At 52.7% G+C, this 22,793-nt stretch carries 21 protein-coding genes; 13 read left to right on the top strand and 8 right to left on the bottom strand.

Annotated elements, in window-relative coordinates; genetic code table 11:
• Positions 1 to 4: 4 nt before the first annotated feature.
• From GL2_RS02970 to GL2_RS02960, 3 genes are all read right to left on the bottom strand, one after another.
• Complete coding sequence (locus GL2_RS02970; RefSeq protein WP_143729231.1) at positions 5 to 1,318, bottom strand: ABC transporter permease; 1,314 nt, start codon at positions 1,316 to 1,318, stop codon at positions 5 to 7.
• Positions 1,319 to 1,331: 13 nt separating this feature from the next.
• Positions 1,332 to 2,033, bottom strand: a complete 702-nt coding sequence (locus tag GL2_RS02965; protein WP_143729230.1) for an ABC transporter ATP-binding protein — start codon at positions 2,031 to 2,033, stop codon at positions 1,332 to 1,334.
• Positions 2,034 to 2,137: 104 nt separating this feature from the next.
• A complete protein-coding gene (locus GL2_RS02960) occupies positions 2,138 to 3,418 on the bottom strand; it encodes an efflux RND transporter periplasmic adaptor subunit (RefSeq protein ID WP_143729229.1) in 1,281 nt (426 codons plus the stop codon).
• A gap of 399 nt (positions 3,419 to 3,817) precedes the next feature.
• Here GL2_RS02960 and GL2_RS02955 point away from each other — a divergent pair, with 399 nt between their 5' ends.
• Both GL2_RS02955 and GL2_RS02950 read left to right on the top strand, forming a co-directional pair.
• Positions 3,818 to 5,323, top strand: a complete 1,506-nt coding sequence (locus GL2_RS02955) for a SulP family inorganic anion transporter (RefSeq protein ID WP_143732770.1) — start codon at positions 3,818 to 3,820, stop codon at positions 5,321 to 5,323.
• Entirely contained in the window at positions 5,323 to 6,225 is a 903-nt protein-coding gene (locus GL2_RS02950; protein WP_143729228.1) for a universal stress protein, read from the top strand. The genes GL2_RS02955 and GL2_RS02950 overlap by 1 nt, the downstream gene beginning before the upstream one ends.
• Positions 6,226 to 6,228: 3 nt before the next feature.
• Here the strand turns inward: GL2_RS02950 and GL2_RS02945 are convergent, their stop codons facing one another.
• Entirely contained in the window at positions 6,229 to 7,902 is a 1,674-nt protein-coding gene (locus GL2_RS02945; RefSeq protein ID WP_143729227.1) for an aminotransferase class V-fold PLP-dependent enzyme, read from the bottom strand.
• Positions 7,903 to 8,103: 201 nt separating this feature from the next.
• On the opposite strand from GL2_RS02945, the gene GL2_RS02940 reads away from it, so the two are divergent.
• Positions 8,104 to 8,580: an Lrp/AsnC family transcriptional regulator gene (locus GL2_RS02940; RefSeq protein WP_143729226.1), complete on the top strand. Its 477-nt coding sequence runs from the start codon at positions 8,104 to 8,106 to the stop codon at positions 8,578 to 8,580.
• 3 nt (positions 8,581 to 8,583) lie between these two features.
• Here the strand turns inward: GL2_RS02940 and GL2_RS02935 are convergent, their stop codons facing one another.
• The 3 genes from GL2_RS02935 to GL2_RS02925 form a co-directional block, all read right to left on the bottom strand.
• On the bottom strand, positions 8,584 to 9,294 hold the full coding sequence (locus GL2_RS02935; protein ID WP_143729225.1) for a DUF2238 domain-containing protein: 711 nt from the start codon (positions 9,292 to 9,294) through the stop codon (positions 8,584 to 8,586).
• Positions 9,295 to 9,391: 97 nt separating this feature from the next.
• A complete protein-coding gene (locus tag GL2_RS02930; protein ID WP_143729224.1) occupies positions 9,392 to 9,964 on the bottom strand; it encodes a tRNA-(ms[2]io[6]A)-hydroxylase in 573 nt (190 codons plus the stop codon).
• Positions 9,965 to 10,018: 54 nt separating this feature from the next.
• Complete coding sequence (locus GL2_RS02925; RefSeq protein WP_143729223.1) at positions 10,019 to 10,447, bottom strand: acyl-CoA thioesterase; 429 nt, start codon at positions 10,445 to 10,447, stop codon at positions 10,019 to 10,021.
• A gap of 483 nt (positions 10,448 to 10,930) precedes the next feature.
• On the opposite strand from GL2_RS02925, the gene fabV reads away from it, so the two are divergent.
• From fabV to GL2_RS02880, 9 genes are all read left to right on the top strand, one after another.
• On the top strand, positions 10,931 to 12,109 hold the full coding sequence (gene fabV / locus GL2_RS02920; RefSeq protein WP_143729222.1) for an enoyl-ACP reductase FabV: 1,179 nt from the start codon (positions 10,931 to 10,933) through the stop codon (positions 12,107 to 12,109).
• A gap of 157 nt (positions 12,110 to 12,266) precedes the next feature.
• A complete protein-coding gene (locus GL2_RS02915; RefSeq protein ID WP_143729221.1) occupies positions 12,267 to 13,310 on the top strand; it encodes an NADP(H)-dependent aldo-keto reductase in 1,044 nt (347 codons plus the stop codon).
• A gap of 86 nt (positions 13,311 to 13,396) precedes the next feature.
• A complete protein-coding gene (locus GL2_RS02910; protein ID WP_143729220.1) occupies positions 13,397 to 13,630 on the top strand; it encodes a DUF2789 domain-containing protein in 234 nt (77 codons plus the stop codon).
• 113 nt (positions 13,631 to 13,743) lie between these two features.
• A complete protein-coding gene (lpxL, locus tag GL2_RS02905) occupies positions 13,744 to 14,709 on the top strand; it encodes an LpxL/LpxP family Kdo(2)-lipid IV(A) lauroyl/palmitoleoyl acyltransferase (protein ID WP_143729219.1) in 966 nt (321 codons plus the stop codon).
• Positions 14,710 to 14,801: 92 nt separating this feature from the next.
• Complete coding sequence (gene dapA / locus GL2_RS02900) at positions 14,802 to 15,677, top strand: 4-hydroxy-tetrahydrodipicolinate synthase (RefSeq protein ID WP_143729218.1); 876 nt, start codon at positions 14,802 to 14,804, stop codon at positions 15,675 to 15,677.
• Between the two features lie 34 nt (positions 15,678 to 15,711).
• On the top strand, positions 15,712 to 16,905 hold the full coding sequence (gene bamC, locus GL2_RS02895) for an outer membrane protein assembly factor BamC (RefSeq protein ID WP_143729217.1): 1,194 nt from the start codon (positions 15,712 to 15,714) through the stop codon (positions 16,903 to 16,905).
• Positions 16,905 to 17,678: an MBL fold metallo-hydrolase gene (locus tag GL2_RS02890; protein ID WP_143729216.1), complete on the top strand. Its 774-nt coding sequence runs from the start codon at positions 16,905 to 16,907 to the stop codon at positions 17,676 to 17,678. The genes bamC and GL2_RS02890 overlap by 1 nt, the downstream gene beginning before the upstream one ends.
• A gap of 100 nt (positions 17,679 to 17,778) precedes the next feature.
• A complete protein-coding gene (locus tag GL2_RS02885) occupies positions 17,779 to 18,603 on the top strand; it encodes a sulfite exporter TauE/SafE family protein (protein ID WP_197736516.1) in 825 nt (274 codons plus the stop codon).
• 179 nt (positions 18,604 to 18,782) lie between these two features.
• The gene (locus GL2_RS02880; RefSeq protein WP_143729214.1) at positions 18,783 to 19,607 is read left to right on the top strand and encodes a sulfite exporter TauE/SafE family protein; all 825 of its coding nucleotides are present in this window, start codon (positions 18,783 to 18,785) and stop codon (positions 19,605 to 19,607) included.
• A 105-nt stretch (positions 19,608 to 19,712) separates the two neighbouring features.
• Here the strand turns inward: GL2_RS02880 and GL2_RS02875 are convergent, their stop codons facing one another.
• A complete protein-coding gene (locus GL2_RS02875; RefSeq protein WP_143729213.1) occupies positions 19,713 to 21,245 on the bottom strand; it encodes a peptide MFS transporter in 1,533 nt (510 codons plus the stop codon).
• A gap of 374 nt (positions 21,246 to 21,619) precedes the next feature.
• Here GL2_RS02875 and GL2_RS02870 point away from each other — a divergent pair, with 374 nt between their 5' ends.
• The gene (locus tag GL2_RS02870; RefSeq protein WP_143729212.1) at positions 21,620 to 22,756 is read left to right on the top strand and encodes a tetratricopeptide repeat protein; all 1,137 of its coding nucleotides are present in this window, start codon (positions 21,620 to 21,622) and stop codon (positions 22,754 to 22,756) included.
• The last annotated feature ends 37 nt before the right edge of the window (positions 22,757 to 22,793 follow it).

Genomic DNA, 22,793 nt, shown 5'->3' with positions numbered 1-22,793 from the left:
GTCCTTACTGGGTTTTCAGGTAAATGGAGGGATTGGTACGACTGATGCGCCAGGCTGGATAGAATCCAGCTAGTAAGCTGGCAATTAGAGCGAGGCCGATGGCAGCGGTCATCATCACCCAGTCCATCGTGGCTACACTGTCCATTTGCCCCATGGCCAGATAGCGGATTCCACCAATGCCCATAGTTGCGATTAAAATCCCCACAATTCCGCCGATAAGCCCAATCGCAGCGCTCTCAATCAGGTGCTGTGTGAAAATGGCACTGCGACTGGCACCTAGGGCACGGCGCACGCCCGCTTCAGGAGCCTTACGCAGGAATTTGGCGAGCAGCAGAGCGACCGCATTGATTACACAAACCAACAGGAAAGCCAGGGATACCCAACCCAGTACCCGGTTGTCATCGCTGAGGACTTCATTGAGAACCAGCCACTCAGAAGGTTTACTCAAGGCAAACTTTGATGGCCGCTCGAAACGTCCCTGTGCTTTTTCCCCGTTTATATATGCAGTCAGGAAATTTTCATATTGAGCTTTCTGCTCACTGTTACTGAGCTCCACCCAGTATTGAACCCAGACATCCTCACTTTGCAGGAAACCCTCATAGCCTTCCCCACCTCCTGTAGTCCATCCATTGGTATTACCCCAACTGTAAATTTCCAGTTTCCTGTGTAGCCCGAAAGGTATAAATAGTTTTCCAGAGCTGGCAAAGGGGCTGTTGTTGAGGTCGTGAACCTTGGGTGCAGGCTCCCAGTGGTCAACAACACCGACTACGGTAAAAGGTTCACCATTTAATATGATACTTTTGCCCACGCTGTTATCACCGGAAAACAGTTTGTCATTTGTTGACTTAGCTAGGACTACAACCTGATCTGGGGAAACGTCTGCTTCACTATCCCAGGTTCCACCGTAAATAAAAGGCACATCAAATAGGGAGAAAAAATCGTGGGTAGTGACGCGGGTAGATGCCGTGAAAGGGCGTATTGAGGAGTTTTCCAACTCCACAGTAAACCCGAAGCGATGCATGGCAACCTGGCGAGTGGGGATATCTGAGCGCAGCAGCGCTTGTGTATCACGGTAAGTCAGCTGCCAGGGTATTTCATTGGTAGTATCGGCAGCTTCATTAACATCCCAGCTGTCCAATTGTACCGCGAAAAGAACATCGTCCTTATGTTTGAGTGCATTCTGCGACATCATATAGTTGAGGGTGAGTACTGTCATTGAGGCGCCAACACCCACCGCAATGGCGGCGATCATCAGGCCGCTTAATATTGGTGTGCTGCGCAGGCTGCGCAAAGCCAGGGAAATATAATATCCAATCATTATTGTGGTCTCCTTAAGCAGTAGCTGCTTCGGGTTGCACCGTGACCGGGCGGAGGTCGCAAACCTGACCATCCACAATTTGGATATTGCGGTGTGCGCGGCGGGCCAGTTCCGGATCATGGGTAACCATCACGATGGTAGTGCCCCACTCATTGATAAATTCCAGCAACTCCATTACCTGGCGCGCCATCAGAGAGTCGAGGTTACCAGTGGGTTCGTCTGCGAGCAGGAAGCGAGGCTCACCGGCCAGGGCGCGGGCAATTGCGATGCGCTGTTGTTGACCCCCGGAAAGTTGTGCGGGGAGGTGTTTTGCACGGGCGGAAAGACCCACTTGCTCCAGAACTTTCTCGATACGCTTGCGACGCTCTTTGGTGCTAAAGCCACGGTAGCGAAGTGGTACATCGATATTGTCGAACAGGCTCAGGTCAGGAATCAGGTTAAATCCCTGGAAAATAAATCCGATTTTCTCATTGCGCAGGTGGGAGCGCTGGCGGTCATTGAGGTTGCTTACATCCTCGCCATCCAGCAGGTACTGTCCACCTGTTGGGGTTTCCAGTAGTCCGGCGACATTCAGGAAAGTGGTTTTACCAGAGCCACTGGGACCGGTCACTGAAACAAACTCCCCTTCCTTAACTTCCAGGCTAAAGTCGCGCAGCGCGTGGGTTTCGATGGTGTCTGTACGGAAGCTTTTACGGATATTGTGCATGTTTAGCATGGTGATATTCCTTGTTTTAAACTGAAATTTTTAAATCGGTTGTCGATGCGGAATGCAGAGCTGTTTTGGCTTCTGCTATCCGTGTGTAAATTTTTTTCTCAGGGTTATTCCTTCAGAGCGACCAGCTGAGCGTCATTCAGCTCTTCGGCGGCAGAAATAATGATTTGATCTCCCTCCTGCAGGCCGGAAACGATTTCCACTTGTTTCAATCCCAATGCACCGATCTGGATGGGTACCCGCTCCGCTTGTTGTGCATCATTGAGGCGGAAGACATGGCGACCACCGCTTTGGTCGAGGAAGCCCCCACGTTTCACCAGCAGTACACCGTTGCGATTCTCAAGCAGAACACGGGCAGTAAGGCGTAGGTTTTGACGTAAGTTTCCAGGCTGCCCATTGATAAAGCGCACTCGCGCAATAACCTGGCTATTGATCACTTCGGGGGAAATTGCGGTAATCTCGCCGGGTAATTCTTTACCGCCGAGATTGATGGCGACGGCCATATCAAGACCCAGGTCATCGGCATAGTTTTCAGGCACCGCAGCCTCCAGCTCAAAACTGGTGAGATCGACCACAGTGATCAATGCAGCATTGGCTGCAACGGCACTGCGCTGGGAGACGGCCAGGCTGCCGATGGTGCCGCTCACGGGGGAGAGGATATTCAGCTCGCGTACGCGGCGTTGCCGCTCTTCCACCTGTAACTTCTGCTGGGATACCTGTAACTTGAGAGTCTGGGTATCAAAACTCAGAGATTCTTTTTCCAGCTCAGCATTTTGTACGGCCTGTTCATATTCCAGCTTTGCGCGAGCCATATCGTCCTTGCATTTCTCGAAGTCGAGCAGGGAAATAATCTGCTTCTCCATGGAGAGTTCAGCGCGCTTTAACTCCCGCTTGGCAGCGGTGAGATTGACCCTGGCGAGATCGGCCTTTTGCTGGTTTTCCATCTGTTGGCGCTTGGCCTGGATCTTTTGCCTTTGTAACTCTACGGATAGTTGGTTTAACTGGGCTTCCTCCTGGGCCAGCTGGTTGGACAGTTCCGGGCTGTCGAGCGAAGCGAGGAGTTGTCCTTCTTGTACGGTATCACCGGCTTTTACGGCAAATTTGACGATGCCTTGCGCTGGGCTATAAAGAGTAGGGCTATTGGCGGCGACTACTTTGCCCTGGACTACAAGGTCGCGAACCAGGTCGCCGCGCTCTACCTGGGCAATATTGATACGTGACAAAGACAGGGTGTTATCCACTGAGCTGGTGCTGTGCCAGGCGCCGATACCCCAAATTAAGAAAGTGGCGGTAATACCGAGCAGGGCAGATGCTTTATAGGTTTTCGGGTTCTTCCACAGCGGTACGGCTTCGATCTTTGTGTCTTGCCTGGAAGTATCTCTAATCATTGTTGCTTTCCATCTCTCTGTGCGATTGCGGCTGCTTTGGTATTTGGATGCAGCGTTTTTCTGTTATGGATGCAAATCAAAAAAATCTGCTCTACAGGGGGTAACGCAATCCCTATGCCAACTTTTTTGATTATTTTAACTTGTTGATATATATAAGATTTTTTGTTTTTTGGGGGCGGTGTCCAGCTGGTGTAGTGTCCGCTAAAAGTGTCCGCTGTCCGCCTTGTCCGGGAGCTGGGCAGCGTATTTCAGTAGGGAGTTTGGCGCTGCCAATGGTCTCGATGGGGAGGATTTTCGCTGATTGTGGATGGGCGTTCGGGGGTGGAGGCCATACGGGGGCGGGCGGTTTATGGTAGAGTGCGCGACCTTTTTTTGATCAATTCAAATTTATTTGCGTTTATGTTCCTTCCTTCGTTGCTCTCTTCGACCAAAGCTGACTGGTTCGGCAATATACGTCGCGATGTACTCGCCGGCCTGGTAGTGGCCCTGGCACTGATACCTGAGGCTATTGCCTTCTCGATCATCGCAGGGGTGGACCCTAGAGTTGGTCTTTACGCCTCTTTCTGTATTGCGGTGGTCATTGCGTTTGTGGGTGGGCGACCGGGTATGATCTCTGCCGCCACCGGCGCTATGGCCCTATTGATGGTGACCTTGGTGAAGGAGCACGGTCTGCAGTATCTGCTCGCGGCGACACTGCTCACCGGGGTACTGCAGATCATTGCCGGTTACCTCAAGCTGGGCAGCCTGATGAGCTTTGTCTCCAGGGCTGTAGTCACGGGGTTTGTGAATGCCTTGGCGATCCTGATCTTCCTGGCGCAGATGCCTGAACTGATCGGTGGTACCTGGGAAGTCTACGCCATGACGGCTGCGGGCCTGGGTATTATCTACCTGTTCCCCTATGTTCCTGTGATCGGTAGAGCAGTGCCTTCGCCGCTAGTATGTATCCTGCTGTTAACTGCGGTGGCAGTCACCATGGGCGTGGATATCCGCACCGTGGGCGATATGGGCGAGCTGCCGGATACCCTTCCGATTTTCCTTTGGCCAGAGGTCCCGCTGAACTTTGAAACCCTGCAGATCATTTTCCCCTATTCTGCCGGCCTGGCTGTAGTGGGCCTGCTCGAATCCCTGATGACGGCGACGATTGTCGATGATCTGACCGATACTCCAAGTGACAAGAACCGTGAATGCAAAGGGCAGGGTATTGCAAATATTGCGGCTGGCTCCCTGGGAGGGATGGCTGGCTGTGCGATGATTGGTCAGTCGGTGATTAACGTGAAATCCGGTGGACGCGGCCGACTCTCCACCTTGGTGGCCGGTATTGGCTTGCTGACCCTGGTGGTGTTCCTGAGCGATTGGGTTGCAGTTATCCCCATGGCGGCCTTGGTTGCGGTCATGATTATGGTTTCCATCGGTACTTTTGACTGGAGCTCTATCCGCAATCTGAAACACTACCCGCTCTCTACAAATTTGGTGATGCTGGCCACTGTGGTTGTGGTAGTGTGGACCCACAACCTGGCCTATGGTGTATTTGTTGGGGTGCTGCTGGCATCGCTGTTTTTTGCCAATAAAGTCAGCCACTTTATGTACGTGAGCAGTACCCTCGATGAGGCGCAGAGCCGCCGCACCTATAAGGTCATTGGGCAGGTCTTCTTCAACTCCGCCGATAAATTCACGGCTTCTTTCGACTTTAAGGAAGTAGTGGATACTGTGGTGATCGACCTCAATCGCGCGCACTTTTGGGATATTTCCGGAGTAAATGCGCTGGACAAGGTGGTGCTCAAGTTCCGTCGCGAGGGTGCCCAGGTGGAGTTGGTAGGGTTGAATGAAGCCAGTGAAACCATCGTCGACCGGTTCGGCGTACACGATAAACCCGAGGAAATTGAGCGGGTTCTTGGAGGACATTGATGGTCGTGAGCAACAGCGAAAATAATAATGATACAGGTGGTAATGGTGGCACCCCAGCGGTGGTTCTCTCCTGTATCGACGGTTCCCATTACACTGGCGCCGTGTGTGATTACTCAGCTTGGCTGGCAGCCAAGCTGAGTGCGCCGCTCAAGCTGTTGCACAATATCGAACGCAGTAATGTCCCCGCAGTTACCGACTTTACCGGTAGTATCGGCCTTGGCAGCCAGGAAGAGCTGCTCGAAGAGTTAACTGCACTGGAACAACAGCGCGCGCAACTGCTGGTAAAGCAGGGCAAGCTCATGCTGCAAGCGGCGCGTAATCGTGCCGAAGATGCCGGTGTTGGGCAGGTGATCACCTGTCAGCGTCACGATACCCTGACCGAATCCGTAGTGGAGCTGGAGGACTGTATCCGTATCCTGGTGCTTGGAATTCGCGGTGAGGAACACGGCGATGCAGAGCAGGGCCTGGGTGCGCAACTGGAGACCGTGGTCCGCTCCCTGCACAAGCCGATTCTGGTGGTTAACAGGGAATTCCAGCAGCCGCAGCGAATCATGCTGGCCTACGACGGTGGTGAGGCAACACGCAAGGCGCTGGCGCTGATAGCCGAAAGCTCCCTGTTTCACAACCTTTCTTGCCACCTGGTGAATGTTGGCCCGGCGCAAGCGGCAGAAAAGCTGCTGGCCGAAGCCAGTGCAGAGCTGGATAAGGCTGGTTTGGCAGTAACGGCCAGCCACCTGGAAGGTAATACTGTCGAGGCCTTGATTGCCTACCAGGAAGAGCACCAGATTGACCTCACGGTAATGGGGGCATTCAGCCACAACCGCCTGCGCGATCTCCTGATGGGCAGTATCACCGCGAAGATGTTACTCAAGACCCGCCAGCCCCTGTTGCTCTTGAGATAACTCCTAGAGCTCCAGCGCAGCTTCTCTGGGGCTGACAAACCAGCGCAGGGTTTCTGCATCCTCGGGAAGTGGCAGGTTGTAAAATCTGGCGTTGCGCGGTTTGCGGCAAAGTTCCCGCTCCGCGATAGCCAGGTATTCCTTGAGAGAAAGCAGGGGCCGGTCATGCTCTGTTGTGTTGGGCACGGAGTGATTAAAGTCCAACTGTGCCAGACTGGTCGCCGGTTCGGGTTTTTTATTCTGGAAGCGCCACACTCCTTGTGTTTGGTCGAAGTAGTAATAAGGCAGTAATCTCCAGCCGTGGCGAGCCACCAGTGCCACTGCCTCAAGCAGGTATTCGAATACCTCTTCGCTGATGAAATAATTAAAGTTCAGGCGCACCCAGCCCGGCCTCATTAATTTTCTTCCCTTGAGAATCTGCTCCTCTAGCGCCCGACTGTAGGCCATATCAATGCCCAGCAGACTGTGTCCGTAGGGGCCTGCGCAGGAACAGCCCCCGCGGGCTTGAATACCGAAAAGATCGTTAAGAAGCGCCACAACAAATCCGTAGTGTAAGTCCCTGCCACGCCATTTAAGGGACATTGAGACAATCGACAGGCGCGATACTTCGAGATTGCCGAGAACCTCGATATTCTCCTCCTTTGACCAGCGCTCCAGTGCACGACTGACGAGCTGCTTTTCCCTTTGAATAATCTTATCGATACCCACCGTTTGCTGGAGCTTAAATACCATGCCCGCGCGGATGGACTCGATGATGGCTGGAGTGCCGCCCTCCTCACTGCGCTCGGGGTCATCGAGATAGCGGTGATCCTCTGGAGTGACATAGAGCACGGTGCCGCCGCCGGGTGCAGCGGGGACCGTGTTTTGCAACAGCTTCTCATGAACGACCAGAACCCCGGGAGTGCCGGGCCCACCTACGAATTTATGCGGCGAGATAAATACTGCATCTTTTGAACTATCCCCCTGGATACCGTCTTGGCCGCGCATATCAATCGCCATGTAGGGGGCGGCTGCGGCATAGTCCCAGAAAGACAGCGCGCCGTACTTGTGCAGCAGTCGGGTGATGGCCTCTACTTCGGTCACAATACCGGTCACATTGGAGGCGGCAGAAAAGCTGCCAATTCTCAAAGGGCGATCGGCGTAAGCGCGCAGCTGGGTTTCAAGCTTGCCCAGGTCCAGGGTGCCCGCACCGGTAAGTGGAATGGTCACCAGCTCGGCAATACTTTCCCGCCAGGGCAGCTCGTTGGAATGGTGTTCGTAGGGCCCTATGAATACCACCGGTCTTTGTTGAACAGTAAGGCTGCCCTGTAAGTAGGATTTTCGATCCAGGTCTGTCGGCAGGCGCAGGTCAAGGATATCGATCAACTTGTTTATGGCGGAAGTGGCGCCAGAGCCGCAAAAGATAACTTTGTGTTCTTCTCTCCCATTAATGGCATTCCGAATCTCAGCTCTTGCCTCCTCACGCAGCTGCGTGGTTTGGGCGCCAGTGAAAGAGGTTTCACTATGAGTATTGGCATAGTAGGGCAGCACCTGCCGGCGAATAGTGTCTTCGATAAAGGTTAGTGCGCGACCCGATGCGGTGTAGTCGGCATACACCAGCGGTCTCTGCCCGAAGGGTGTGGTGATTGGCTGCATATCGCCAATCACCGAATCGCGAATGCGTTTGATCAGGTCGGTCATGAGTTCCACTTCCTGTATTTATATGGAAATGCACTCTAGTGGTTTGCAACCGAAACAATGTGTCTATCTATCCTGCCTGTGTCATTTATATCGAATCAAAATACCGGTTAATATATTTTTTTCGGCACAAAGTCATTCCGTGATAGGTTGGTTAGAGACAATGTAACTTTTTTCGATCCATGTCAGTGGGAGGGTGATGGAATGGCGGCGGGACTTAACCGGCATGATAGGCAGATACTGGAGTTATTGCAGAGGGATGCGACACTCTCCGTTGGCGATATTGCCGAACGGGTGGGCTTGTCTAAATCCGCCTGCTGGAGGCGCATCCATAAGCTGGAAGAGGATGGAGTTATTGCCGACCGGGTGACCCTATTGGACCAGCACAAGTTGAATCTGCCGCTTACGGTGTACATCTCCATTCGCACCAACCAACACAACGACCAGTGGGCGACTCAGTTCACTGAATTGGTGCAAGGGGTTGCGGAGATTCTTGAGGTCCACCGCATGAGTGGGGACCTGGACTACTTGATCAAGGCGGTAGTCACCGATATGCCCGGCTACGATCGCCTGTATAAGGAGCTGATCAAAGCCGATCTGTTTGATGTCAGCTCCAGCTTTGTGATGGAGACGATGAAGCAGACAACCTGCCTGCCGCTGACATACGCCAATGGCAACTGACTCCTAGTGGCTCTGGCGCTTGCGCCACCACTGGCGGAACTTCACCTCACCGAGGGCCTGGTCGCCCTCAGGTACTTTCAGGCTATTGCGGATTTCCCGCCAGACGTTGGAGTTGAGCCAGAGGTTTAAGACCAATACAACCAGCATGGCAAGGATGGAGCCGAGCCCCGCCAATAACATGTCTTTTTGCGCATCCCAGATGTCTCCCTGGGAACCCAGGAAGGCCATGCCCAACTCCGGTGACACAGTACGCGCCGCCAGCCACTCGATGATTTCATAAATAGAAGAGAGGGCGAAGGTCACATCTACGGGGAAAAAGTACGCCCAGAACCCATGCAGTCCCGCCAGGCGTACAAGTACTTCCCGCACTGGGTAGGCCAGCAGCAGCCCAAAGCTGAAGTGCACCAAGCGATCGTACATATTGCGTTCTGCGCCGAGCCATTCCTGAAGGATGTAGCCGAAAGGCACTTCTGCATAGGTGTAGTGGGAACCGATTACATGCAGGCACATAAACAAGGTAATCAGCGTATAGGACACACTGGAGAGTGGAAATACTCGGGCACTGACCAGGATTAGCGGCAGTGCGGCAAAAACCAGGTAATTCTCTAATAGCCAATCATCGGGATGTAAAGGTTGCCAGGCAGACCAGCCCCAGGCGAAAGCGAAAATAACTAATAAGGATAGGTGAAACCCATGTTTGCGGAGAGTAGACATAACTGCGGAAACCCCACTGCGAATAAGGTATATCGGCGCCAGCATACATCATTGTTCGCTACAGTAAATTACGTTGAGCGATTCTCCTGGCCGCCGCTTAGTGCAGTGCAGGGCGGTGGGGTAGGGCCTCGGTAATCTGGGCTTCCTGGTCCAACAGCTGGCATAGGCGGGCCTCTACTTTCTTGCGGGGAAAATACTGCAGCGCCAGCTCAATAAACAGTTCGTGGTGCCGGGCCTCGCTGTCGGTGATGACTTTATAAAAACTTTTTAGTGGGCCTTCAGGTAGAGCCTCGGCTACCAGGCCAAAGCGTTCACATCCGCGCGCCTCAATAATTGCGGCGGTGAGCAGGCGGTCAAGCAGGTATTCTTCCGTTCCGCGTCGAGTCAGCCTGCGCAGTGCGTGTATATAAGGATCTTTCTCGTCCGGTGCCTGGTATATCCCCCGCTCGTGCATAATCTTGATAACTTGGCGAAAGTGGTTCATCTCCTCTAGTGCCAGATTCACCATGGACTCGACCAGCAATGGTTTATCGGGATAGTGAGAGAACATCGACACCGCCATGCCAGAGGCCTTCTTTTCCGCTGCGGCATGATCCTGAAGGAAGCGCTTGAAATCGCTGAGGACGACTTGGGCCCAGTCTTTTGGCGTAGTGTAGCGAAGTTGAAACATGGCAGATGACGGTGGCGCAAAGGCGCCATTATACCGCCATCTACAGGGTAGGCTCTAACCAGCTAGCCGGCGCTCGCGTACTTCTCGGTTGCGTTTGGTGGCTCTACGTGCCTGTTCCAGGGACATGCCGGCCTTGGTGTGGGGGGTTGGTTTGCCGTTGGCATCCAGGGCTACAAAGACAATTTGTTCGACTTGTACGATTAGCTGTTGGGTTTGCTTGTTGCGGACCTCGCAGTGCACAGTGAGGGAGCTTTGGCCGATACCCACTACCTCAAAACCGAATTCCACCACATCCCCACAGCAGGCAGGACTGATAAAATCGATCTCTGACATCAGCTTGGTCACCAGCATTGGTGTGCCCATCTGGCAGCCGGCGAAGATGGCTGCCTCTTCATCAATCCAGGCGAGCAGTTGGCCTCCAAACAGGCGCTGGGCGGGATTCAGGTCGCCGGGTTTTACGCAGTGACGCGAATAGTATTTCACACGGACCTTCCTAACTATCTATGGAATAAACACCGTCGAGTGACCACTGATGGAGCTGTTGTCTGTGATCAGACTCGGACTTCTTCTCAGGGGTAACTTGATATCGACATAAGGGATATTGCACACAGCGTGCCAAGGCAAAAAAAGTGTAGCCCAGGAACAAAGGAGGTTTTGAGTGCCCCGAGGCGAAGTTATGGCATGCGTCTGGCGTGATAATTTACTGGTACGCCCTTAAATAGTGCGGTAAGTCACAACAAGTGGGCTTTTAGGCCGCTTTGGCCGCTAGCTAGGATATTCTGGACAACTCTGTCCCTAGCGGGGAAACGCCGCTATGGGACTCACCAGCCACAACCATTAGAATGGCCAGGAACGTGACCTGAGCGTCTTTATTCCCAGGTCCGCCACCGTTTTCCCGATGCGCAGTCAGCGTATCTGTGATCACATAACCACGATTCCCCAAGTGCAAAGGGAGAGACAGTAAGGATGATCATCCAGCCGAAAGTACGCGGATTTATTTGTACCAATGCCCACCCGCAGGGCTGTGCAGCTAATGTGCGTGAACAGATTGAGTACATCAAGTCTCAGCCAGCGATTGAGAATGGCCCCAAGCGGGTTTTGGTTGTTGGGGCTTCCACCGGCTATGGCCTGGCTTCAAGGATTTCTGCCGCTTTTGGCTCCGGTGCGGGGACCCTGGGGGTGTTTTTTGAGAAACCGCCAACCGAAAAGCGCACCGCTTCAGCAGGCTATTACAATTCGGCCGCATTTGAGGCCGAGGCACACAATGCGGGCCTTTATGCCAAGAGCATCAATGGTGATGCCTTTTCTGATGAGGTGAAGGCTCAGGCGATCGAGATGATAAAGGAAGATCTGGGCCAGGTGGATCTGGTGGTTTACAGCCTGGCCTCGCCGCGCCGTACTGACCCAAAGACCGGTGAGCTCTACAGCTCTGTGCTGAAGCCGATTGGTGAATCCTATACGGCAAAAAACCTCAATACCGATAAGTTGGAAATCTCAGATATCAGTGTAGAGCCGGCTAATGATGAGGAAATTGCGGCCACAGTTAAGGTAATGGGAGGTGAGGACTGGGAGCTGTGGATGCAGGCTCTCGGCGATGCCGGTGTGCTGTCAGATAACTGTAAAACTGTGGCTTACACCTATATTGGTGAAAAGCTCACTTGGCCGATTTACGGCCATGCGACTATTGGCAAGGCTAAAGAAGACCTCGATCGCGCGGCTAAGGCCATTACAGAGAGTGGCCAGGCAGCGGCGAATGTTGCGGTGCTGAAAGCTTTGGTAACCCAGTCCAGTTCCGCGATTCCGGTGATGCCATTGTATATCTCCCTCGTTTACAAGGTAATGAAGGAGGAGGGCACTCACGAGGGCTGTATCGAGCAGCTCTACCGACTGTACACCGAGGGGCTTTACACCGATAGTCCTCGTCTCGACAGCAACAACCGCCTGCGTATGGACGATAGGGAGCTGCGTCGGGAGACCCAGGCCAAGATCGAAAAGCTATGGCCGGAAGTGACTGCGGAAAACCTGTTTGAGTTGAGCGACTACAAAGGCTACCAAGCTGATTTTCTCAAGCTGTTCGGCTTCGGGGTGGAGGGCGTCGATTACGATGCAGATACCAGCCCACAGGTGAAAGCTGAATTCAGTTAATCTGTTTTAATCTATCTCGAGTTTTGCAAAGATACTCGACTTGGAGCGGCTCTGCCGCTCCTATCTCCCTTCTCTACCTTCTACTCCCCTACCTTCTACTCCCCCTGGCAACAAAGCGGCATAATCCCCATTTTGCTTTTTAGGGAGAGAAGACGATATGGAATACCGCCAGCTTGGCACCAGCAGTCTCAAAGTAAGCCAGGTTTGCCTCGGCACAATGACTTTTGGTGAGCAAAATACCGTTTCTGATGCCGCAGAGCAGCTGGACTACGCCCTTGATCAGGGAGTCAACTTTGTCGACTGCGCTGAGATGTATCCAGTACCACCACGTCCGGAGACCCAGGGGCGCACAGAAGAGTACATTGGCAAGTGGTTGTCCGCCCGTGGCGGTCGCGACAAGGTGATTATCGCCAGTAAGGTGGCTGGGCGAGGTGAGGCCAATCCTGGAGTGAGGCACTTGCGCTCGGGGCCCCGCCTCAGTCGTGACCATATACTTAAAGCCTGTGATGACTCCCTAAAGCGCCTCGGTACCGACTATATCGATCTCTATCAGATCCACTGGCCCGAGCGCCAGACTAACTTTTTTGGTCGCCTGGGTTATCAGCACCAGGGAGATGATGGAATCAGGATTGCCGAGACCCTTAATGCATTAGAGGAGTTGGTAGAGGCGGGTAAGGTGCGCTATATCGGTATTTCCAATGAGACCCCTTGGGGTATGCACGAATATCTCCGGGAGTCGGTGGTTTATGGCAAGCCACGTATCGTTTCCATTCAGAACCCCTACAACCTGTTAAACCGTACCTTTGAAGTGGGCTGTGCGGAAGTCTCTATTCGTGAGCAGTGTGGGCTGTTGGCTTATTCGCCCCTGGCCTTTGGTGTCTTGTCTGGCAAGTACCTGGAAGGAGCGAAGCCTGAAGGAGCGCGCCTGACCCTGTACGAGCGTTTCCAACGTTACACCAGTGAGCGCAGTAATGTGGCTACTGAAGCCTATGTGAATTTGGCTCGTCAATTCGGCCTGGACCCGGCGCAAATGGCTCTGGCTTTCGTCAACCAGCAGCCGTTCGTGACCGCCAATATTATTGGGGCCACTACCATGGAGCAGTTACGTACTAATATTGCCAGCGTCGAATTGCAGCTCGACAAGGAGCAACTGGCCGCGATAGAAATTATTCACCAGCACAACCCGAATCCGGCCCCGTAAGCAGGGTCTCGCTATCTATAATTGGGAAACATACACGACTGAGTCGACACGAGAACACTACGTGAGCACATAAGGCGGAGCTTTCAATGGAAACGACCGGGTACCATACCCTCAACGATCTCTTTGCCCAGTTGGGCTTATCCTCAGAGGATGCGGCGATACATGAGTTTCTGATTACCCACTATTTGCACCGGCACGAGAAATTGTCCTCTGCGTCATTTTGGAGTGAAGGGCAGAGGGATTTTCTGAGAAGCGCCATTGAGGAAGACTCTGACTGGTGCGTCGCTGTAGATGAACTGGATACCCTCCTGCGCCATTGAGTCCAACTATTACTGCAGCTACAGTCCGTTCCAGCCTGCCTTCCATGGGTTATACTACGCCGAATTCAACCGATTAAGCCGGTATCCTGTTGCCGGCGCTATAGCTATATCCGATGGAAAAACCCCGTTTTCGAGTAGTCCTGCTGCATCCCCGTTACTGGTTGACGTGGCTGCTATTTGCTCTTTGGTTCCTGATTGCCCAATTACCTTACCGGTGGCAGCTAGCTATGGGCACTGGCCTTGGCCGGCTGATGTTAAAGTTCGCTCATAATCGTCGGGTTATCGCCGAGCGCAATCTGGCCCTGTGTTTTCCTGAGCTGAAAGAGGCCGATCGAGCCGACCTTCTCAAGCGTAACTTTGAATCCAGCGGTATCGCCATAATGGAAACCGGTATGGCATGGTTTCGCTCATTAAGCTGGCTGCGTAAACGATTTGATATCGATGGTTTGGAGCAGCTGGAAGAGATTCAATCCCAAGGGCATGGTGTTCTGCTGCTGGCAATGCATTTCACCACACTGGAGATTGGTGCTGCAGTGATGGGTATGAGTTTGACGCTTGATGGCATGTATCGCCCCCATAAAAACCCTGTCTATGACTATATCCAGCGAAAAGGTCGAGAGCGCCACACAGGCGATGGAAGTGTCTATCAACGAAAGGATGTGCGTGGGGTTTTACGTGCGCTGCAGCGTGGTCGTGCGGTCTGGTATGCTCCTGACCAGGATTACGGGATCAAACAGGGGGTCTTTGCTCCATTCTTTGACGTGCCGGCAGCCACGGTAACGGGGACATCACGGTTTGCGCGAGTCGGCCGGGCCAAGGTGGTGCCTTATGCGGTGATTCGTCGGGAGGATGGTTCTGGATATCAACTCAAAGTGTTCCCACCTATTGAGGATATTCCCTCTGGAGATGAACTGCAGGATGCGATTTTGGTCAATCAGTTCATTGAGGCACGTATTCGCGAGGCCCCTGCACAATATATGTGGGTACACCGCCGTTTCAAGACGCGGCCGGAAGGTGCCGACAATGTGTACGCAGGAGTGCGCAAAAAGAAAAAGAAGCGCAGGAAAGTGGCGAGCTAGTCAGGCTGGCATAGATTCTGCGCCCTAAGTAACATACTGGTTCGATTCTGGCGGTGCTATTCCAGGCCGAGCGCGATAATTAAGGAGTGAGAATGTTTACCGGCAGTATGGTGGCCTTGGCTACCCCAATGTACGCAGACGGAAGCCTGGACTGGGATAGTTTGCGCAATTTGGTTGAGTGGCATATAGAGCAGGGCACCCGCGCATTGGTCGCAGTCGGTACAACCGGTGAATCTGCCACACTCGATGTCAATGAACATATCGAGGTAATTCGACGTGTGGTGGACCAAGTGGCAGGTCGTATCCCAGTTATTGCGGGAACCGGGGCCAACTCCACCTCAGAGGCGATCGAGCTGACAGAAAATGCTGCTCGCTGTGGCGCCGATGCCTGTCTGCTGGTGACGCCTTATTACAACAAGCCGACCCAGGAAGGGCTGTTCCAACACTATAGAGCTATCGCAAAGGCGGTAGCTATTCCGCAGATTCTCTACAATGTGCCGGGGCGCACTGCAGTGGATATGCTGCCAGAGACAGTGCAACGTTTGGCCGCTATCGGAAATATTGTGGGAATCAAAGAAGCAACTGGAGACCTGGAGCGGGCTAAAGTTCTATTGGATACTTTGCCAGAGGGCTTTGCTGTCTACTCTGGAGATGATTGCACCGCGATGGAACTGATCCTGCTGGGCGGTCAAGGTGATATCAGCGTCACTGCCAATGTAGCCCCGGCAGCAGTCGCCCAAATGTGCGAAGCTGCTTTGACTGGGGATGCTGTGACTGCACGGGCGATTGATCAGCGTATCCAAATATTGCACAAAGCGCTGTTTTTGGAGTCCAACCCGATACCTGTGAAGTGGGCTCTTCGGGAAATGGGGCGTATAGACGGGGGTATCCGCCTGCCGCTTACCAGCCTATCTCCTGAGCATCATGCTACAGTGCGCGAAGCCTTGCGTAGTGCCGGCGTGCTGTGAACCCGCGAACCGAGAATTAACCAGGAAAGCTTTAATGAACAAATTGACCGTTGGAGCCGCGCTCTGTATTTCCAGTCTTACCCTGGCAGGTTGTGGCGTGCTCGGCAACGATGGCTATTTCCGCGACCGCAGTAACGATTACCAGCAGGCCGATAGCCTGGCGCCGCTGCAGATACCTGAAGGTATCAATGCCAAGCATCAGGAAGAGCTCTACGAGATTCCCCAAATCGCTGGAAATGGGCTTGAACAGAGTGACTTTGAGGTTCCGCGGCCGCAGGCATTATCAGTCAATGCTGGAATGGAGCGGGTGAAGATACAGAAGCTGGGTAACAGCCGCTGGGTGTTGGTATCCCAGCCCCCGGAGGAGGTCTGGCCGCAGCTGCATTATTTCCTGCGCACTTCAGGTCTGCGTGTAGAAATGTCTGACGCCAGTGCCGGTATTATGGAAACGGCGTGGATGACGTTTAACGAAAGCCCCGGTACCAAAGACAAGTACCGCTTGCAAATCGAGACCGGAGTCCAGCCTGATACTACTGAGATTCATGTGCGCCACCTGTCGGTCGCAGAGGACTCCCCTGTTGGAGGCACGGTTAATTGGCCTCAGCGCTCCAGTAGCCCAGAACGCGAAGGCTGGATGATCGATGAAATGTCCACTGCCCTGGCTAGCGAATCCACAGGTGCCTCCGCTTCACTGGTGGCCCAGGCTATTGGTGGCAGTACAGTCAAGGTTCAATTACGTGAGCCAGTTGGCCACGAGCCCTATATCTCTATGGGATTGGAAATGGAGCGCGCCTGGGCGACCGTTGCTCACGCAGTTAACGCTGGAGGCTACCGCCTGCATCGTGAAGACTCCGATATCGGTCTTTTCTACGTTACCTACGATGAGGAGCGTGAGCTGGCTGAAAATGAGGAAGAAGATGGTGGTTGGTTTTCCTGGGCCAGCAGGGATAAAAAAGAAGACGAATTGGCCGATAGCGCTGACCAGATTACTCTGCAGCAAATTCTCGCCGGTATTGATACGACTGAAGGTAATGAGCCGCCTTTATTCAAGGAGATAAAGGGACTTGGTGTGGGCGCTGATCCTGAAGAAGAATACCCTGGCTACCTGATCGTTATTCGTGGCAATGACGATGAGATCGAAGTGCGCATACGTGATACCCGTGGTCAGCCTCTGTCCAGAACCAAAGCTTCCGAGCTCTTGCTTTCTATCCAGCAGAATCTGATTTGATGGGCTTGCGCTTCGCCTCACTGGGAAGCGGCAGCAAAGGCAACGGTACTCTGGTCGCCAGTGGCGACCAATGCCTGCTTGTTGATTGCGGCTTTACCATCAAGGAAACCGAGCGGCGTATGGCGCGGCTCGGTCTCACCCCTGCCGATCTCTCCGCGATTTTAGTGACCCACGAGCACAGCGATCACCTGTCTGGGGTTGCACCGCTCGCTCGCAGGTATGGACTGCCTGTTTACCTGACCCCCGGAACCCTCCGAGCCCGAGATATTGGAAAGTTGCCCGAGGTGCACCTGATTGAAGGCCATCAGCCTTTTAATGTTGCAGATATTCGGATTACACCGGTGGCAGTGCCCCATGATGCGCGGGAGGCCGCACAGTTTGTATTTCGCAGTAGCGGCAGCAGCCTTGGTCTCCTGACTGATTTGGGCACGGTAACCCCTCATGTTGAGGCCCATTTCGGGGGATGTGATGCCCTGGTGTTAGAGGCCAATCACGACCCCCAGATGTTGGCCCAGGGACCTTACCCCCCCTCCCTGAAAAGGAGAGTAGGTGGAGCATATGGTCATTTAAGCAATCAGCAGGCAGCCGGATTCCTCCAGCGTGTGGGCTATGAGCAGTTGCAGCACCTGGTTGTGGCCCATATCAGCGAGAAAAACAATACACTGGAGCTGGCCCGTTCGGCGATGGCGGACATGCTGGAAAGTGTTGAGAACTGCATTTTCGCTTGCCAGCAAGAGGGTTTTGACTGGCTAGCTGTCGAAGCCCGGGGATAATTCCCACTTGGGTCCCAGCCGACCGGCTTGGGACGACTCAATATAAAAACGCTTGCCTGAGTAGGGCCTGCCTCTGATTGCTCAAGGGATGGAGTGCACGTTGGAAACACTACTGGTTTATTTATTGGTGGGCGCTGCTGCGGGTACTATCGCCGGCCTTTTTGGCGTTGGTGGAGGCCTGATTATTGTCCCGGCATTGGTGTTAGTTTTTACCGCTATGGGTACCTCCCCGGAAATCCTTACCCATATGGCTGTGGGAACATCACTCGCCACGATTGTTATTACTTCTATCAGCTCTGTGCGTGCGCATCACAAAAAAGAAGCTGTAGACTGGCAATTGTTCTTGAAGATGACTCCTGGAATACTGCTGGGCTCCTGGGTGGGGGGGATGACTGCGGAGTTATTACCTGGGGCCTGGTTGCAATTACTGATTGGCATCTTTGCCATATTTATTGCTATCCGCATGTGGCTGAGTGGGCTGCGCCATGGCCAGGTTGAAGAAGGGGCTGGAAACCCGCCAGCGGCGCCACTATTAGCCGCTGCCGGTGCTGTGATTGGTTGGGCTTCTGCGATTTTTGGCATTGGTGGAGGCTCACTCACCGTACCATTCCTATCCCGCTGTCGTGTGCAAATACAGCGCGCAGTTGCTACTTCTGCAGCTTGTGGATTGCCCATCGCTTTAGCCGGAGCACTGAGCTTTACTGTACAGGGTTGGAACAATGCCCTGCTACCAAACTGGAGCAGCGGCTATATTTACTGGCCAGCTTTCCTTGGGATTGTTTTAACCAGCACCCTGTTTGCCCGCTTTGGGGCCAACCTGGCTCACCGACTTCCGGCAAAGTGGTTAAAGCATGGCTTTGCTGTATTGCTTTGTGTGATTGGAGTTCGATTTATCTGGCTTAATAGCAGTCTATTAATTACATAAAGCTACCCGCTGCCTCTATTAACAATAAATATTTGATGGGAGCTCTTTAGCTGACCGCAGTTAGCTCGCTTGTTTTAATCATTATTTTAAATGCTGATAGGCTCCTTCAATATGGAGCAACCCCCTCCAAATGACTTGATGATTAGTTCTATCGTTTTTTGTGACTAAACTGAAACGATATGGATATTTTAGTTATTTACCTATTGCTCGGTGCAGTTGCCGGTACTGCAGCAGGTCTTCTGGGGATTGGCGGGGGCCTGATTATTGTTCCGGCACTGGTACTGATTTTTTCCGCTACAGGTATCTCCCCTGAAGTGTTGACCCATATGGCGGTGGGTACCTCTCTTGCAACAATTATCGTAACTTCAATTAGCTCCGTATGGGCTCACAATGCAAAAGGTGCCGTGGACTGGCACTTATTTTGGGTTATGACTCCTGGGATACTTTTGGGCTCCTGGCTGGGGGGAGTTACGGCCGATTTATTGCCCGGCGCCTGGCTGCAGCTGTTTATTGGTATTTTCGCCATAGTAATGGCCTTCCGTATGGGTTTGGGCAGTTTGCATTCAGGTGATTCAGTAGAGGGCGGAGCCAATCTACCGGGTTCATTCCCGCTATTGTATTCGGGGGGAGTCATTGGTTGGCTCGCCGCTATCTTTGGTATTGGTGGGGGGGCTCTTATTGTGCCTTACCTGTCACACTTTCGTGTAGGTATGCAGAAAGCGGTTGGTACCTCTGCTGCTTTTGGTTTGCCGATTGCAATTTCCGGGTCACTTAGTTTTGTTGTGCAGGGGTGGGGTAACAAGTTACTCCCGAGCTGGAGTAGTGGTTATATTTATTGGCCAGCTTTTTTGGGGATTGTTGTGACCAGTATATTTTTTGCCAAATTAGGCGCGAGCTTGGCCCACCGATTTTCAGCTGAACGGTTGAAGTTTTGCTTTGCTATATTGCTTTGTGTGATTGGGGTTCACTTTATCTGGGAAAACTACAATTTAATCACTGGCTAGCGCTAGATGTAATTCTGGGATGGAAGGCTTAGTTGGTGTTTGATTGTAAAAAAGCCGCTGTGAACAGCGGCTTTTTATTTTGTTGGACTCAACTGCTAGTGGTTTCTATGCAGTTTTAGTACTTGCTCCAGAAGAGGTTGCCTGCTGGACCCCGCCACTGTCGTTTTCCCAATACTTTGACTTCAAGCTGATCAGGGCCAGAATGATGCCAATACTGATGGTAAACAGGCTGATTTGTAGGTAAAGGCTTGGCATTTCAGCGACATTGTTAGGATCAAAGTGTCCAGCCAGCAGGCCTGAGAAAATATTGCCAATGGAGTAGGTCAGTACAAAGACACCCATCATTTGGCCGGCGAAGCGACGTGGTGACAGCTTGCTGACCGCACTCAGGGCAACCGGGCTCAGGCAAAGTTCACCAACGGTGTGTAAGAAGTAGGTGGTGATCAACCAGTAGGGCGCCACCTTCAGGCCTTCAGCCGCATACTGGGCTGCGAAGAACATGACCAGGAAGCCGGTGGCCATAATAATAAGGCCAATTGCACACTTGAGCCCGTAGGATGGGGTAATCATCCGTTTGCCGAGGTTAATCCAAAGAGCGGCGAAGAAAGGCGATAAAGTAATGATAAATAGTGAGTTGAAGCTTTGTAGCCAGGATGCTGGCATCTCAAAGGACCCGATAAGACGGTCGGTGTAATCGCGGCCGAACAGGTTGAGAGAGGAGCCAGCCTGCTCGAAGCCCGACCAGAAGAAGGTGGAGGCCACACAAACCAGGAACAGGGCCCACATTTTCTTTTTCTCGGAAACGCTCAGCCTACCGCCGTAGTAGATGAAACCGAAATAGGCCAGGAAGGTCAGGGTGAAGGCTACAGCTACATACTGGGCCATGACGGTTGGGTTGATAGTGATAGTACCATTCATAGCCAGACCGGTGATCATGGCTACGACGACGGCGATTGCGCCAATGATTCGCCACGCTAATTTGGCTTTCTCTGGGGCTAAGGGGTTTTCTGGTGCCAGACTGGCATCACCCAGATTGCCGATGGTCCTGCGGTACTGGATCAGGCCGATTGCCATCCCGACTGCTGCGGCACCAAAGCCCCAGTGCCAGCCGACATTTTCACCAAAGTATCCACAAATCGCATAACCGAGTATGGAGCCGATGTTGATGCCCATATAGTAGAGTGCATAGCCACTATCACGACGAACATCATCGGGTTGATAGAGGTGGCCGACCAGGGCACTGATGTTAGGTTTGAGTAAACCGGTACCGCAAGCAACCAGAATCAGGCCAATAAAGAAACTGCTATCAGTAGGGATCGCCAGAACGATATGGCCACACATAATAATAATGCCGCCATACCAGATGGTCCGCTGTCCGCCAAGCAGGCGATCCGCAATCCAACCGCCCGGTAAGCCGAGGAAGTAGACCGCACCAGTGTAGAGGCCATAAATAGCCGTAGCAGCAGCGACAGTGAAGGCTAACCCTTCTTCTTGTAAGCTGGCGGTCATAAACAGTACAAGCAGGGCGCGCATACCGTAGTAACTCATTCTCTCCCACATTTCAGTGAAGAAAAGCGTGGAAAGCCCCTTTGGGTGGCCAAAAAAGCCCCCCCCATTCTGATGTGCACTCGACGACATAAGCTGAATTTCCAGTTGTTATAGCTCTAGTAGGGTATGCGGCGGCATACCGGGTACATCTCTATTGATCCTGAGCAATTGCTCACTGTGACCAAGTGGTCCTCTCGTCAGGAGAAACTATATCCCCTCAAGATATTGATTCGGGATACGTTAGCTAACCAGTTCATTTCCTTGCCATGAGAAAGTCTTTCTCGTTGAGCCCGGTGATTGAAACTGGCGAGCTAGCCTCCAAAGCAATTCCAGAGTTTAACAGTTGTCCAATTTCCAGGCGAATCGTTGACAGGATATTTGGGGAAATGGCGATGAGGTACTTTCTTTAATAGTAAATTAGTGGTAAATCCTGTGTAACAACCTATATCAAGGGGAAAATAACAATGAAAGCCCCAATGGTGCTTAGCCTGATCTTGTTTCTGGCAGCCTGTACAAGTTTGCCTCCAGCTGATGAAGCCGCGGTAGACCTGGCCCCGATCCTCAGTGGTGAGGCGATCCTTGGACGTGCCGTTACCCTGGAAGAGCTACCCTCGGAGAATCTCCTTTGGCTCGACTCTGAAGTGCGAGCCTACCTTGCGACGCTGGCTCCCAATTCAGACTCCCGCAGTCGTCTCGCCGCCCTGATACGGGCCTTTGAGGAGCGCGAGTTTTTAGTGGAGTACGATGAAAGCAGTACTCTGTCAGCAATGGATACTTATCGCCAACAGAGAGGGAACTGCTTGGCGTTCACATTGATGATGGTGGCTATGTCGCGGGAGTTGGGGGTTGAAGCTTATTTTAATCAGGTGGAGGTCCCTCCAGTCTGGAGCCACGACGAGGCTGAGACCTTTGTGCTTTATCGGCATGTCAATATGGTCTCTGAAAGTCTCCGCGGTCGCCGTGTAGTCGACTTCAACCTGTCTGCCTATGATCCAGCATATAAGCAGCGTAAGCTGGATGATACTACGGCCTTCTCACTCTTTTACAGTAATCGAGGCATTGAACTGATGCGGGAAGGGGAGCGGGAACAGGCTTTTTTATATCTGCGTAAGGCTGTTGAACTGCGCCCGAAGAGAAGTGACTTGTGGGCTAACTTAGGGGCGTTGTATAGCCATTTGGGTTTCTTAGACGAAGCAGAGAAAAGTTATCGGCATGCCCTGGCCTTTCAGAATAATAACCTCGTTGCGATCAGTAATTTAGAGGGCCTGTATCGTTATATTGGTCAAGATGACCTCGCGGATGAATATGCTAAACGCGCTCACTATCATAGGAACCGAAACCCTTATTATCTTTTTCACCGGGCGCGAGATGCGTATGAGCTTGGTGATTTTAATCGAGCAGAAAATGACTTGCGTAGGGCTATTCGGCGGCATGAGGGGGATCACCGTTTTCACTTTCTCATGGGACTCACAAGGTATGAGCTCGGGAATATGACCGCATCAAGGGAGAGTTTTAAAGAAGCGTTTTCACTGGTAAGCAACTCTTCAACGATAAATGCTTATAAGCGCAAGTTGAACTTGATAATGGAGAAGCAGCGCTAGGCTGTTGCTAATTTCAGGCCACACGGTATGGATGTAC

It is taken from the genome of Microbulbifer sp. GL-2 (genome assembly GCF_007183175.1).
Classification (GTDB): domain Bacteria; phylum Pseudomonadota; class Gammaproteobacteria; order Pseudomonadales; family Cellvibrionaceae; genus Microbulbifer.
The sequence above is the reverse complement of the archived record's forward strand: the minus strand, read 5'-3'. Positions and strand labels throughout refer to the sequence as shown.

What these genes read in the sequence shown, in the direction of transcription:
- lpxL (WP_143729219.1), top strand. Translation starts at nt 13,744, where the DNA reads ATGGAAAAACCCCGTTTTCGAGTAGTCCTGCTGCATCCCCGTTACTGG.
- GL2_RS02930 (WP_143729224.1), bottom strand. Translation starts at nt 9,964, where the DNA reads ATGTTTCAACTTCGCTACACTACGCCAAAAGACTGGGCCCAAGTCGTC.
- GL2_RS02915 (WP_143729221.1), top strand. Translation starts at nt 12,267, where the DNA reads ATGGAATACCGCCAGCTTGGCACCAGCAGTCTCAAAGTAAGCCAGGTT.
- dapA (WP_143729218.1), top strand. Translation starts at nt 14,802, where the DNA reads ATGTTTACCGGCAGTATGGTGGCCTTGGCTACCCCAATGTACGCAGAC.
- GL2_RS02970 (WP_143729231.1), bottom strand. Translation starts at nt 1,318, where the DNA reads ATGATTGGATATTATATTTCCCTGGCTTTGCGCAGCCTGCGCAGCACA.
- GL2_RS02965 (WP_143729230.1), bottom strand. Translation starts at nt 2,033, where the DNA reads ATGCTAAACATGCACAATATCCGTAAAAGCTTCCGTACAGACACCATC.
- GL2_RS02955 (WP_143732770.1), top strand. Translation starts at nt 3,818, where the DNA reads ATGTTCCTTCCTTCGTTGCTCTCTTCGACCAAAGCTGACTGGTTCGGC.
- GL2_RS02910 (WP_143729220.1), top strand. Translation starts at nt 13,397, where the DNA reads ATGGAAACGACCGGGTACCATACCCTCAACGATCTCTTTGCCCAGTTG.
- GL2_RS02875 (WP_143729213.1), bottom strand. Translation starts at nt 21,245, where the DNA reads ATGTCGTCGAGTGCACATCAGAATGGGGGGGGCTTTTTTGGCCACCCA.
- GL2_RS02870 (WP_143729212.1), top strand. Translation starts at nt 21,620, where the DNA reads ATGAAAGCCCCAATGGTGCTTAGCCTGATCTTGTTTCTGGCAGCCTGT.
- GL2_RS02950 (WP_143729228.1), top strand. Translation starts at nt 5,323, where the DNA reads ATGGTCGTGAGCAACAGCGAAAATAATAATGATACAGGTGGTAATGGT.
- GL2_RS02960 (WP_143729229.1), bottom strand. Translation starts at nt 3,418, where the DNA reads ATGATTAGAGATACTTCCAGGCAAGACACAAAGATCGAAGCCGTACCG.
- GL2_RS02880 (WP_143729214.1), top strand. Translation starts at nt 18,783, where the DNA reads ATGGATATTTTAGTTATTTACCTATTGCTCGGTGCAGTTGCCGGTACT.
- GL2_RS02935 (WP_143729225.1), bottom strand. Translation starts at nt 9,294, where the DNA reads ATGTCTACTCTCCGCAAACATGGGTTTCACCTATCCTTATTAGTTATT.
- GL2_RS02890 (WP_143729216.1), top strand. Translation starts at nt 16,905, where the DNA reads ATGGGCTTGCGCTTCGCCTCACTGGGAAGCGGCAGCAAAGGCAACGGT.
- GL2_RS02945 (WP_143729227.1), bottom strand. Translation starts at nt 7,902, where the DNA reads ATGACCGACCTGATCAAACGCATTCGCGATTCGGTGATTGGCGATATG.
- bamC (WP_143729217.1), top strand. Translation starts at nt 15,712, where the DNA reads ATGAACAAATTGACCGTTGGAGCCGCGCTCTGTATTTCCAGTCTTACC.
- fabV (WP_143729222.1), top strand. Translation starts at nt 10,931, where the DNA reads ATGATCATCCAGCCGAAAGTACGCGGATTTATTTGTACCAATGCCCAC.
- GL2_RS02940 (WP_143729226.1), top strand. Translation starts at nt 8,104, where the DNA reads ATGGCGGCGGGACTTAACCGGCATGATAGGCAGATACTGGAGTTATTG.